This is a genomic window from Photobacterium nomapromontoriensis (genome assembly GCF_050336815.1).
GTDB classification, from domain to species: domain Bacteria; phylum Pseudomonadota; class Gammaproteobacteria; order Enterobacterales; family Vibrionaceae; genus Photobacterium; species Photobacterium nomapromontoriensis.
Window position 1 is genome coordinate 48,387 of record NZ_JAKJSL010000043.1, and the last position, 13,108, is coordinate 61,494.

Below are 13,108 nucleotides of genomic sequence, written 5' to 3' on the forward strand. Positions count from 1 at the left end.
CGAGGCTGATTGAATGGATAAGTTGCTGTTTACCGCGATGTCAGGTGCCAGTCGGACCATGATGGCTCAACAAGTGCATGCCAATAACTTGGCCAACGTCAATACAACCGGCTTTAGAGCCGATATTGAGCAAGCTGAGAGCGTTGACGTTAAAGGTGTGGGCTTACCGACTCGAACGTTGGTCGCGGCACGCATGGGGGGGACAGACTTTTCCTCTGGGGCTTTGCAGCGCACTGATAACCCGTTGGATATTGCCATTCAAGGTAACGGCTTCTTTGCGGTGAAGGTGTCAGATGCTGATGAGGCCTATACCCGAAACGGTAATTTTCACCTTACGGCGAACCGTGAACTGATGTTGGGTGAACGCCCGGTAATGGGGACGGGTGGACCGATTGTACTGCCTGAATATGATCATTTGGATGTGGGGAGTGACGGCACAATTTCTATTGTCCCACAGGGCGGTGGTTTGGTGCAGGAAGTTGATAAACTGAAGTTGGTTAACCCCGCGAAAAACACCTTGTACAAAGGTGAAGATGGTTTGTTTCGGGTCACCGGTGCTGCTGAGGCAGAGGCCAGTGATGAGGTTTCCGTTGCATCCGGTTATCAGGAAAGCAGTAATGTTAATGCGATTGATGCGTTGGTCACCAACATCTCATTGTCTCGAAACTTTGAGTTTCAGATCAAGATGATGAAAACCGCAGAAGATCTGGCTACGGCCGGTAATCGAATTATTCGCAGCTAAGGCTGTCATCGAGTTATTACCAGCAGCAGGCTATTGCCTGCTGCTGTTTTTATTTAGGAGAAAAGGATTATGCATCCAGCGTTGTGGGTCAGTAAAACGGGTCTGGCAGCACAAGACACCCAGATGCAGGTTATATCGAACAACCTGGCAAACGTGAATACGGTGGGCTTCAAGCAAGACCGCGTGGTGTTTGAAGATCTGTTTTATCAGATGAAGAAACAGCCCGGCTCCATGTCTGATCAGCAAAATGAAGTTCCTGGCGGCTTGCAGTTGGGTAACGGTGTCAGAGTCGTTGGTACCCAAAAACTGATGAAGACCGGTGCTTACCAAAACACCCAAGAACCGATGGATATGGCCATCATGGGTCAGGGCTTTTTCCAGATAGAGCTACCTGACGGGAATACCGGTTATACCCGTAATGGTCAGTTTCACCGTAACTCAGAAGGTATGTTGGTGACGGCTCAGGGTCTGCCGATGATCCCAAATATCGAAGTGCCAGAGAACGCCAAAAGTTTTTCTGTGGGGACTGATGGTATGGTGACCATCACCACGCAGGAAGACAGCATGCCGCAGGAGCTGGGGCAGATCACGCTGGTTAACTTCGCTAACCCATCAGGTTTGGAAGCGCTGGGCGGTAACATGTTCCGTGAAACTGGATCGTCCGGTGCGCCCGTTGAAGGCGTTGGTGGTGAAGATGGTTTAGGGGCGATCAACCAGCATACTCTGGAAGGTTCGAATGTCAGCGTGGTGGAAGAGATGGTGAATATGATCACCACCCAGCGTGCGTATGAAATGAACGCCAAAGTGGTATCCAGTGCGGATCAGATGCTGCAGTTTGTCAGCCAGTCAATGTAAGGATAGGGGCATGATGAGACAGACGTTGATACTGATAGCCACTTTGTCGCTGTCAGGCTGTATTGCCCCGGTATCGGAGATCATTGATAGCCAACCGGAGGAGTCAAAAACGAATATGACCTTTCCTGCCTATGATGTGGATCCGGATGGTGGCTTATTCAGTGCTAATTATGGAATGGCCCTCTTCCAAGATCGCCGTGCGTTCCGAATTGGCGACATCCTTACGGTGCAACTGGACGAGCAAACCCGTTCAAGCAAGAAGGCCGGCACCAGTTACGGTAAGTCGAGCAGTGTAAAAATGCCCGCCCCGATGCTAGGCGGCAGAGTGTATGATCAAGCCTCTGTGGGGATTGATGCTGATCGTGATTTTGCCGGTTCGTCATCCAGCTCACAGCAGAACTCGTTATCAGGCAACATTACCGTGATGGTGATGGAAGTACTCCCCAATGGCGTATTACGGGTACGTGGTGAAAAATGGCTTAAGCTGAATCAGGGTAATGAGTTTATTCGTTTGTCAGGTTTGGTGCGGGTCGATGATATTGATGGCCATAACCGGGTTCCATCACAGCGTTTGGGTGATGCGCGTATCACTTATTCCGGTCGCGGGGCGCTAGCCAGTGCCAATGAAGCGGGTTGGTTGTCTCGTTTATTCAATTCATCATGGTTCCCAATTTAATGATAAAAAAAATATTTCTCGCGGCTGCGTTGACATTGTTGCCCGTTGTCGCGACCGCACAGCCGTTGCTCAGTCTAGTGGATATCCAGGGGATCAGAGAAAATCAGCTGGTGGGCTACGGTCTGGTTGTTGGTTTGAGTGGTACCGGTGATAAAAGCCAAACAAAATTCACCTCACAGTCCGTGAAAAATATGCTGAGTCAGTTCGGGGTTCAGCTGGGGGCACAAGATGATCCCAAGCTGAAAAACGTTGCTGCCGTAGCGGTGCATGCGACGTTGCCACCGTTAGGGAGTAAAGGACAGGAACTGGATGTGACGGTTTCTTCGATTGGTGATGCCAAGAGTCTACGCGGCGGCACCTTGTTGATGACACCGCTGAAAGGTGTTGACGGTCAAATTTATGCCATGGCACAGGGCAACCTTGTGGTCGGTGGTGTCATGGCTGAAGGTAACAGTGGCAGTGGGGTGACCATTAACATCCCGACGGCAGGTATTATTCCCAATGGCGCTATCATCGAACGAGAGATTGTCACCTCGTTCCAGTCATCGTCAGAATTGGTCCTGAACCTTAAAGTGCCCGGCTTTAATACCGCACGTAATATCGAGCGGGCGATAAATAACTTGTTCGGCCCCGGTGTTGCGACAGCTGATAGCCATGCGCGAATTCGAGTGCGTGCGCCCCATAATGCCGATCAACGCGTCGCTTTTCTGGCGATGCTGGAAAATGTCGATGTCGTGGCGCAGAAATCGCATAACCGCGTGGTCTTTAACTCTCGCACGGGCACCATCGTTATCGGGCAGGATGTCAAAGTGCATACAGCGGCGGTGAGCCACGGTAACTTGACCGTTAGCGTGATGGAAAGCTCTGATGTGAGTCAGCCGAATGCATTTGGCCGAGGTAAAACTACCGTCACGCCAAAGTCCAATGTCAGTATTGATGAAGAACGTGGCAATGTCTTTATTTGGCCGCAGAGTGAAGGGGCGACATCATTGCAGACCATTGTCGATGCCGTTAACAGCCTTGGCGCATCGCCGACAGATCTAATGTCGATCTTGATTGCGCTGGATGAGGCGGGCTCCCTCGAAGGCGAGTTGATTGTGCTGTAAGGCAAGGTAGAGAGCAACACCGATGAAAATAAGCGAAAATGAAACCCATACAGCACTGTATAACGACATGAGCAGTTTGCAGGCAATCAAAGCCAACCCTGACTCTAAAATAGCATTGGAGAAAGCAGCCGAGCAGTTTGAGGCGGTATTTTTACAAAGTGTGCTGAAGAATATGCGTCAAGCCAGTGAGGCATTGCAGGTGGATGACGAGGATAACCCGTTTAATAGTCGTCAGCAGCAGTTCTACCGTTCGATGTACGACAGTCAGCTTGCGATGGAAATGAGTCGCCAGAAAAGCCTAGGTATTGCTGATATGCTAGTAAAACAACTTGGGCATCATGAAGCATTTAAGCCGCAGTCACAACTGGTCGCTATGACACAACAAGGCCCTGATCCGATAATGGCAGGAAGCCAGCAGTTTACGCCTGTTACCTCTCATCCTTACAGTCCTGCCAGCCCGATAACGCCGGTGAGCATGGGAATGGGATGGCAGGCATCAGGGGCCGCTTTGGCTGAGCATCTCAATAACTTAGGTGATCCAGAAGAATAATGAGCTTAATTAATATTGGTTTATCCGGCATGAGTGCCGCCAATGCCGGGCTATCGGTGACCGCCCATAACGTGACCAATGTCCTGACACCGGGTTACAGCCGTCAGCGTGTTGGTTTTGGCGCAGAAGTAAGCGGCTCAATGGGTGCTGGTGTGGGCGTCAGCAGCGTTGAACGCATGGCGGATAACTACCTGAATCAGCAGATCTATAAGCAGCAGGGGTCTTGGGGCTTTAACTCCATTAGCTCGAAGTACATGGAGAAAACTGAAACCCTGCTTAACAATGACAGTACCAGTATCAGTAAAGGGCTTGATCGTTTCTATGCTGCGCTGGGTGAAGCATCGACTGCGCCTCAAGACATTGCTCACCGCCAGACTATTCTGAGTCAGAGCAAGTCGATGGTGCAGCGTTTTAATAACCTCAGCAGCCAGCTTGATACACAGGCCAAGCAAGTGGACGGTCAGCTCACCGCCTCTGTGTCTGAAGCCAATACCTTGATGGCCAGCATCGCCAGTATGAATGAGGGCATTCGCTCTGCGGGAGCCAATGGGCAGAATATGTCCAGCCTGTTGGATTCGCGTGATGAAGCGGTACGTCAGCTGTCGGGTATGATGGATGTTAACACCACGTATAATGATGACGGTACAGTCAGTCTGACGCTCGACAAAGGACAGCCATTGGTGACGGGGCAAACAGCCAGTCAACTGAAAAAAGCACCCGATGGCACCCTGACGGTTGTGCGTGGCAATAGCGAGCTGGCACTGGATGAAAATCTGGGCGGCACTATCGGCGGCCTGATGGATTACCGTGATGGCGAGCTCAACGATCTTAAGCATGAACTGGATGTGATGGCCTACAGCTTCGCCACCCAGTTTAATGACACCCACGCCAAAGGTTTTGATCTCAATGACAATGCAGGGAAACCTGTGTTTGGTGGGGTTGATTCAATTGACGGTGCTGCCAAGAACCTGACCATGCTGATTAATGATCCGAAAGAGCTGGCCTTTTCTGCGGCACCGGGCGAGCCGGGTAACAGCACGAACCTGGAAGCGTTGAATGATCTGCGCAATAGCGCAGTCAGTATTGATACGACCGGCATGGATCCCAAGGTGCTGGATCAGTATCAAAGCGCGATAGACCGTCTTGATGGTAAGTCGATCTTCGATGGTTATACCAGCCTGAGTGGTGACTGGTCTATCAAGACCGCCCAGCTGGAAAGTGATGCGGAAGCGTCTCAAGCGCTCGTGAAACAGGCACAGGGTGAACGTGATAGTATTGCCGGGGTGCTGCTTGATGAAGAGGCTGCCAATATCATGACCTACACCCAGATGTATCAGGCCAATGCGCAGGTGATCTCTACTGCTCAGCAGCTGTTTGACGTCACCTTGTCGATGTTCCGCTAATAGGATAGCCCCATGCGTTTAAGTACCTCACAACTTAATAATGTCATGCTGACCAGCATGCAGACCTCGACTTCCGGGGTCAATAAGGCCTTCATTCAGCTCAATAGTGGCGAGAAAATGCTGAAGCCGTCGGATGATCCGCTCGGTTCGGTTCAGCTGATGCTGCTTGACCGTGAGCAAGCCTCGATTGATCAGTTTCAGAAAAACATCTCCAATCTGAGAGGGGAATTGGGGCAGCTTGAATCGCATTTAGATGGCACTAATAATGCTATCCTACGCGTTCAAGAGTTGGCAACCAGTGTGCTTAACGGTAGCAACTCGACGCCGGATGGGCGCGAAGCGATTGCGACAGAGCTAGATAGTTTGCTCGAGCAATTGGTCGATACGGCAAATAGTCAATCGCCTAGCGGTGATTACTTGTTTGCTGGCACCATGACCGATACCCAACCGATTAGCCGCGATCCCGCGACAGGTAAGTTTGTCTATCAGGGTAACAGTGACCAGCGTGAAGTGCGGGTGGCTGAATCAATGACGATTCCCGCTAACCAGACTGCTGATGCACTGTTTTTTCAAGGTGGCGGTGATATCTTTAACGCCCTCGATGAGCTGGTAACGACGCTGCGCGACCCGTCGGTTACGGGCGATGCCCTGACCAGTAAAGTAACTGCGGCGCAAAGCAATATTGACAGCACGCTAACAGCGGTCAATCAGGTCTGGACATCGGTGGGTAGTGATATGAATTCACTGGACCGGGTGAGCGGTGCCCACGAAGATAATAGCTTGCTGAATAAAAACCTGATCGGTGAAGTGAAAGATCTGGACTACAGTGAAGCGATGTTGTCATTGAAGACTCAGATGGCGGCGCTTCAAGCCTCTCAGATGACTTATAGCAAAATTCAGAATCTGTCGTTATTTAACATGATGTAATCGTCAGATCGTCAACAACCAACGCGAGGCATTTTTGGTCAATCAAATCATATCAAGCACCAGTACGAGTACGCTGCGCAGTGGGGATAGTACTCAGCCCAACCGGATTGCGACTCAGCAACCGGTAGCTGCCGTTGCGCGGGTTAACGAGAAGAAAGACTCAGACTCTTCTCGTAAGTCCGCTCAGGGGCATAGCCAATCAGGCAGCGTATTGGTACAGACGGCGCGTGCTCACAGTCAGGTGGCACAGGCAGAGAGTGCGCAACAGGCACTCAAGGAAGCCAGCAATTTGCTGGGGCAATTGCGTAACATGGCACGCCGTTCACTGAACGCGCAGGAAAATAAAAAGGATCAACTGCAGCAGTCACTGCATCAGCTAAAGGGGAAGCTTACCCGTCTGACCCGCGAAGCCAAATATGAAGGTCAGCCCGTGCTGCACCATGATTTGACCCCACGGCTAGACGGTGAGCAACTGAGTGAGCACTTCTCAATCAAGGGGATGCGCTTCAACACCTTGCGTCAGCAAGATGAAATTTTGCGCTTTCAGTTCGAAGACGGTCAGCCGTCATCGGTACGGGCTAAGATTGAATCGCACCAGTCGCTGGAAGAAGTTGCTGACACGCTAAATACCGCCTTTGCGCCACGAGATATTCAGGTTAAGGCCGATAAATACGGCGACTTGGCATTCTCGGCACCGAAAGCGGAATGGCCATCGATCCGTCATGGAGTGTGGATGTCAGGTGGTGGCCAGATTTTACCATCGGGCAACCCCGTGAAAGCCAAGTTGGAAAATCAGGACAAGGGGCAGGTTGAACCTCAGCAGCTTGAATTTGGCAAGCCACAGTCCACCCGTAAGGCACTGGCTGATATCGACCGAATGATGCACAAAGTGTCCCAGTCGTTGGCACACATTGAAAAGCAGCAGCAGGATGTGATTCAGCAACTGGAAGCGGTGACTCGCAGTATGTCGATGAAAAGCGGCGTGATAAACAGCGACGGTAGCATTGAGGCCAGCTGGCTGAAGGCTCCGGACGATGTGTCACTGCAGCTGATCGACAACGCTGTGCCGACCTTGTTGGCACAGGCGAATGCGACCCGTCACAATGTCGTTGCTCTGCTAGAACCTGCGGTGTAAACCGCGAAAAGCAGGTGCGAGCTTACAGGGACGAGAGGTGAGGAAGAGCAGGGAGAAGTAGGCGCGAGTTGATAGCGGCTCGGCCAGAGGTCTAAGCTAAGCGGTGTGATTGATAGCGGTCATTTCAATTTTGACGCTCAAGATCAAGCGTATCGTTCTGCTCTTGGATTCTCTCATCATCGGGCTGATAACACTTTTGAACATCATCAGAGAAAGGGTGTTATCAGCCAATTAAGCCTAACGATCCATAGATATTTTTCCTTTTAAGGTTATGTGTGGGTGATGCCAACTGTAATCGTATTACTATTCAGAACTACCAACCATACTGTTTTGAAAAATATTTAATCTCTTCAATGAAGTGTTGAGATTCAAGCGTTAAAGGTCTTTTTTTTAATCTAACCAAACCATAATGGCTAATTGGTAATCTTTCTTTCACATTAAGAGTGCAATATTTGTTTTTATGCTCATCGTTCCTAAGTCTAGCCAGGCTTAAAACAGTTAAGTAATCACTATTAGATATAATATTCATGATACAGCTAATAGAGTCTGAGTATATTGGTGTGTTTTTTATTACTTTATTTTCTAAAAACGTTTCTTTAATTGTATGATAGTATCCCATCTCAGTTTCTGGCAATAACCATTCTACATCTGTTAATGATGAAATGGATTCTGAATGAGATAATGGATGATCTTTTCTTCCAACTATTGCAAATGGTGCTGAAAATAAAGGTTCAACAATAAATTCACATGAAGGTATCTCTTCATCTAGTGAGCCGATCGCAAAATCCAATTTACCACTTCTTAATTGAGGCAGTAAACTTGATAGCTGCCCTTCTGTGATATTTATTTCTGTTAGTGGGTTTGTTTTTTTATACGACTTTAATACAGAATCTAATATTGTAACAACAATGATTGGCGATAATCCAAATGATATTTTAGTCTTTCCTTCGCCAGTGATTTGCATTATTTCATTTACTGAGGTCTCTAATTCTTCTAATATGGCGCTTGCTTTGTTTGCAAATATTTTACCTTCTTTGGTTAACTTAATTCCATCATTACTTCTTATTAATAATGGCACTCCCAATATTTGTTCTAATGTTTTTAGTGAGTAAGTAAGTGATGGTTGTGACAAGTGCATTTTTTTTGCCGCTGCGTTAATGCTTCCACATTTTATCACCTCTGTAATAACTTTTAATTGTTGTATTTTTGGTAGCATAATTACGCTTTAAAACCATTTTATATCCCATAAAAAAATACTATAACTCACAATTTCTCAGCTTTGTTATGATACGTATCACAAATTTCACTATGAACGGCTTGCGTTATACCCACCAAGCATACATTAAAGGGATGTTATTTGATGTTTTTATCCACAATATCTATTGCTATAGTGTTACTCACAATACTCCTATTGGTTAAGCGATATGAAACAAGAATGGTATTGTTTTGTTCAGGATTAGTGCTTTGCATTTTATCCAATGATACTGCAAGTGCTTTTAAAGCATTTTCAAATTACATGACGTCTGCTAATTTAATTATGGCAATTTGTTCCAGTATGGGCTTTGCGATGGTAATGAAGTACACAAAGTGTGATATTAATCTCGTTCAACTGCTAACAAAGCCACTATCTAAATTAGGTTTTTTCCTTATTCCTACTGCAGTTATTGTAACGTATGCAATCAATATCGCTATTCCATCGGCGGCTGGCTGTGCGGCGGCGGTAGGGGCGACACTCATACCATTATTGATTTCATCTCGGGTGCATCCTGCGATTGCTGGTTCAGCAGTATTATGTGGAACAATTGGTTCATTATTAAGTCCAGGATTGTCCCACAATCCATTTGTTGCTGAAATGGCAAAGTTAAATGTAGTCGATCTTATTATTAGACACAGTCCTTACTCTATCACCGTTGGTTTTATAGCTGCAATTTCATTGACTTTCATTGCATATATAAGAAAGGAATTTAATTTAGATAATGTTATCAAACAGGAATCTAATAAAGATCTAGTGAATATTAAACCAAATATTTTTTATGCTATTGCTCCTTTTGTGCCTCTTGTTATATTAGTGGTTGCTAATTTAAATATCATTCCAAATTTGAAAGTGAATGTACCAACAGCAATGGTGCTTGGTACAATTTACGCGCTAGCTGTCACTCGCTTAAGCCCTAATGAAGGTACAAAATCATTCTTCAAAGGTATGGGGGATGCTTACGGCGGTATTCTAGGGATTATTATTGCTGCAGCTGTGTTTTCACAAGGACTAAAATCATCAGGCCTCATTGAACAATTCATCAGTATTTTAATCAATCATCCGCATTTAGCACGTTGGGGTGGAACTTTAGGACCGTTCTTTATGGGAATTATGACGGGATCAGGAGATGCAGCCGCTTATGCATTTAATAGTACCGTTACCTTGAAAGCAACATTATTAGGTTACCAAATTCCTGATCTCGGTATGGCTGTTGCTATATCTGGTGCGCTCGGCCGGACTATGTCTCCGATAGCTGGTTCCGTTATTGTTTGTGCAGGCATTGCGGGTGTTTCACCATTCGAATTAGCGAAAAGAACAGCATTAGGGATGATTTTATCCGTTTTATTTATTGCAACTTGTATGCTTTAACTTATAAGGTTTTATAATGAAAAAATATAACGATATGATCAATTGGCGTCGGGATTTTCATCAATATCCAGAAGCTGGATGGACTGAATTTTTCACAACAGCAAAAATTGTTAATCTTTTAAAAGAGATGGGATTCGATATAAAAGTCGGATCGAATATTATTAATTCAAAATTCGTTCGTGGACGAGATATCGAACTCGTTAATAAGGGCATTACTTTCGCCAAAGAGAACGGTGTAAGTCAGGCCATGCTTGATTTAATGGGCGGATATACGGGATGTGTTGCAGAGCTAGATACTGGCCGAAGTGGACCAACGGTTGCTTTACGATTTGATATAGATTGCGTTAATGTCAATGAATCTCATCATGAAAATCATAAGCCAAATCAAGATGAATTTAGGTCTGAATTTCCAGGGCTAATGCATGCATGCGGTCATGATGGACATATGGCGATTGGATTAGGCGTCGCTCGCTGGCTAATGGATAATAAATCACACCTTGTTGGTAAAATTAAATTATTATTTCAACCTGCAGAAGAGGGAGTACGCGGTGCGGCTGCGATGGCTGAAAGTGGCATTGTTGATGATGTCGATTACTTTCTAGGGATGCATCTTGGCTTTATTGCAAAAAGTGGTGAAATTGTTATTAATCCTAATAATTTCTTATGTACCACTAAATTTGACTTTCGGTTTTATGGTGTACCAGCCCATGCAGGAGCTGCGCCTGAAGATGGGAAAAATGCCTTAGCCGCCGCATGTAATGCTGCGGTACAAATGTTAGGAATATCCCGAAGTGGCAAAGGAATGTCACGTATTAATGTGGGGGTCATTCAAGCTGGCGAAGGCCGGAACGTTATTCCTTCATACGGGTGTTTGCAAGTTGAAGTCAGAGGTGAGAACAGTGATATTAATCAGTATATGTGTGATCAGGTTCAGCGCATAGCACAAGGTAATGCTTATAGTTTTGACGTTAAACTTGAGACAGAGATAATGGGTGAAGCTGTCGATTTAACGAATGATAAAGAACTAGTCGACGTATTATCTAGTGTGGTTGATCAATATCCAAATTTACATAAAATTCAAAGTCGCTCTTTTGGTGGCAGCGAAGATGCCACTATCTTGGCTCGAAAAGTACAAAGTCATGGTGGTAAAGCGCTATATTTTATTATTGGTTCAGATCTGAATGCGGGTCATCATCAATCTGAATTTGATTTTGATGAAAATCAATTAACGACGGGATTAGAACTTTATACAGGGTGTTTGCTGTCTTTATTAAAAGCCTAATATCATATGTGTTCGTTCTGACTAGATCTGACATTTCAATTGTAAAAAAGAGAGTTACCTTGGTTGATTAACGGTGCTGAATCCGTAATCAAAGAACAAAGAGGTAGCTCTCATACTCGCAATCTACTCTAATCATCAAACCCAAAGCTAGTCTTCTCAATCTTGCAGAAGAACTCGTCTCTGCTTTACCTGCTTTTCGCTCTTCCTCGTATCTATAGACTTGTCCCTCGTTCCTGCTTTTTGTTCTCCCTCGCCCCTCAATACTCGCCCCTTTATTCCTTGGTTGAAGATCACAAAATGCACCATGCCCAATAACAAGTGATAAAAAAGTCGCAAAAAAAGACAAAAAAATTGTGCGTAAGGGTTAAGTGAATCGCGAGTGGGGTCGCTTGATGGGGGTAAGACCATTTCACTCCCGGCAACATAGCCCGGAGCTGTCAGCCCGAATAGAGGAACGACCCTATGTCAATGACTATCAACACCAACTTTGCATCAATGAATGCACAGCGTAGCCTTACTCACACACAAGGTTCACTAAACACATCACTACAGCGCCTATCAACGGGTCTGCGTATCAACAGCGCAAAAGACGATTCAGCTGGCCTACAGATTGCTAACCGCATGACTTCTCAAGTTAACGGCCTGAAAGTAGCTCAGCGTAACGCGAACGACGGCATCTCTATGTCACAAACTGCTGAAGGTGCGCTACAAGAATTCACCAACATTCTACAGCGCCAGCGTGACCTGTCTGTACAGGCGAAGAACGGTACTAACTCTGATTCTGACCGCGCAGCACTAAACAAAGAATTCCAAGCGCTAACTAAAGAACTTGACCGTATCGTTGATACCACTACTTACGGTAAAGGCGAGAAGCTGTTTGATAAGTTGGGTACTGGTGTTGATTTCCAGGTAGGTGCAGAAGCTAACAAAGTTGATACTGCAACCCTAACAAAAGCTGATGCAACTCAAGTGCTAGCAGATGCTAAGCAAGCTCTGGGTGGTATTGATGACGCTACATTGGGTGCATTTAAAACCGCTGCTGCAAAAGTTGGTTCAGGTACGGCTGGTACTCCGGTTAAATTGTCACAAGCTGATGCTGACGCCCTAAACGCAGTACTTGGTGCGGGTACTTTTGCTAAGGATCAGGACGTTGTTGCTGGTACAGGTTCTTTCTCTGCTGATCAGCAGAAGTTGGTTGATGTAGCGAATGCTGTGACTAAAAAATTCGACGGTAGCGATTTAGCAGCAGATGCCGCTGATGGCAAAGGTACGAATGACCTATCTGCACTAGCGACTAAGATGGAAGCGGCTGGTATTAGCTCTTCTGCATTGTCTGATCCAAACGTGATTAACGTTAAACTGGATAGCAAGGCCCTAGACACGTCTAAGCTAGATGCTGGTCTGACTGATGCGGCTTCTGCGGGTGACGCAATGCGAAATATTGATGCAATGATCGATGCAGTTGGCTCTGTACGTGCTGACCTGGGTGCGACTCAGAACCGCTTCCAGTCTACCATCAACAACCTAGGTAACATCGCAGAAAACATGTCAGTTGCTAAAGGTCGTATCATGGATGCAGACATCGCAGCAGAATCTGCCAACATGACTAAGCAAAACACCATGATGCAGGCAGGTATTACAGTACTGTCTCAAGCTAACCAGATGCCAAGCATGGTTTCTCAGCTACTACGTTAATCGAACGGCTTTTCGACTATTTTTTCGAATGGCATTGTCGATTATCTTTTCCGAGCGGAAGTTTTACTTCCGCTCGTTCTATATCTGACCCTCTGAAAAATTACCTAACCTTTC

Annotated in this window: 12 protein-coding genes; 11 read left to right on the forward strand and 1 reads right to left on the reverse strand. The window is 46.3% G+C overall.

Annotated elements, in window-relative coordinates:
• Positions 1–13 precede the first annotated feature (13 nt).
• From L4D12_RS18350 to L4D12_RS18385, 8 genes are all read left to right on the forward strand, one after another.
• A complete protein-coding gene (locus L4D12_RS18350; RefSeq protein ID WP_428449282.1) occupies positions 14–742 on the forward strand; it encodes a flagellar basal body rod protein FlgF in 729 nt (242 codons plus the stop codon).
• A gap of 69 nt (positions 743–811) precedes the next feature.
• Positions 812–1,597, forward strand: coding sequence for a flagellar basal-body rod protein FlgG (flgG, locus tag L4D12_RS18355; protein ID WP_428449283.1), 786 nt, complete (start codon positions 812–814; stop codon positions 1,595–1,597).
• 13 nt (positions 1,598–1,610) lie between these two features.
• Positions 1,611–2,273 carry a flagellar basal body L-ring protein FlgH gene (gene flgH, locus L4D12_RS18360; protein WP_428449310.1) on the forward strand — a complete coding sequence of 221 codons (663 nt, stop codon included), beginning with the start codon at positions 1,611–1,613 and terminating at the stop codon, positions 2,271–2,273.
• Positions 2,258–3,379, forward strand: coding sequence for a flagellar basal body P-ring protein FlgI (locus L4D12_RS18365; protein ID WP_428449284.1), 1,122 nt, complete (start codon positions 2,258–2,260; stop codon positions 3,377–3,379). Before flgH ends, L4D12_RS18365 begins: the two co-directional genes overlap by 16 nt.
• Positions 3,380–3,401: 22 nt before the next feature.
• Positions 3,402–3,929 (forward strand): rod-binding protein, encoded by a 528-nt coding sequence (locus tag L4D12_RS18370; protein WP_428449285.1) that lies wholly within the window; start codon positions 3,402–3,404, stop codon positions 3,927–3,929.
• A complete protein-coding gene (gene flgK / locus L4D12_RS18375) occupies positions 3,929–5,332 on the forward strand; it encodes a flagellar hook-associated protein FlgK (protein ID WP_428449286.1) in 1,404 nt (467 codons plus the stop codon). The genes L4D12_RS18370 and flgK overlap by 1 nt, the downstream gene beginning before the upstream one ends.
• A gap of 12 nt (positions 5,333–5,344) precedes the next feature.
• Positions 5,345–6,259 carry a flagellar hook-associated protein FlgL gene (gene flgL / locus L4D12_RS18380; protein WP_428449287.1) on the forward strand — a complete coding sequence of 305 codons (915 nt, stop codon included), beginning with the start codon at positions 5,345–5,347 and terminating at the stop codon, positions 6,257–6,259.
• A gap of 34 nt (positions 6,260–6,293) precedes the next feature.
• Positions 6,294–7,394 carry a hypothetical protein gene (locus L4D12_RS18385; RefSeq protein ID WP_428449288.1) on the forward strand — a complete coding sequence of 367 codons (1,101 nt, stop codon included), beginning with the start codon at positions 6,294–6,296 and terminating at the stop codon, positions 7,392–7,394.
• Between the two features lie 313 nt (positions 7,395–7,707).
• Here L4D12_RS18385 and L4D12_RS18390 read toward each other — a convergent pair whose 3' ends face one another.
• Complete coding sequence (locus L4D12_RS18390; RefSeq protein WP_428449289.1) at positions 7,708–8,610, reverse strand: LysR substrate-binding domain-containing protein; 903 nt, start codon at positions 8,608–8,610, stop codon at positions 7,708–7,710.
• A 144-nt stretch (positions 8,611–8,754) separates the two neighbouring features.
• Between L4D12_RS18390 and dcuC the strand changes: the two genes are divergently transcribed.
• The 3 genes from dcuC (at position 8,755) to L4D12_RS18405 (ending at position 12,994) form a co-directional block, all read left to right on the forward strand.
• Complete coding sequence (gene dcuC, locus L4D12_RS18395) at positions 8,755–10,017, forward strand: C4-dicarboxylate transporter DcuC (RefSeq protein WP_428449290.1); 1,263 nt, start codon at positions 8,755–8,757, stop codon at positions 10,015–10,017.
• 16 nt (positions 10,018–10,033) lie between these two features.
• Positions 10,034–11,299 (forward strand): amidohydrolase, encoded by a 1,266-nt coding sequence (locus L4D12_RS18400; RefSeq protein ID WP_428449291.1) that lies wholly within the window; start codon positions 10,034–10,036, stop codon positions 11,297–11,299.
• A gap of 462 nt (positions 11,300–11,761) precedes the next feature.
• On the forward strand, positions 11,762–12,994 hold the full coding sequence (locus L4D12_RS18405) for a flagellin N-terminal helical domain-containing protein (RefSeq protein ID WP_428449292.1): 1,233 nt from the start codon (positions 11,762–11,764) through the stop codon (positions 12,992–12,994).
• Positions 12,995–13,108 lie beyond the last annotated feature (114 nt).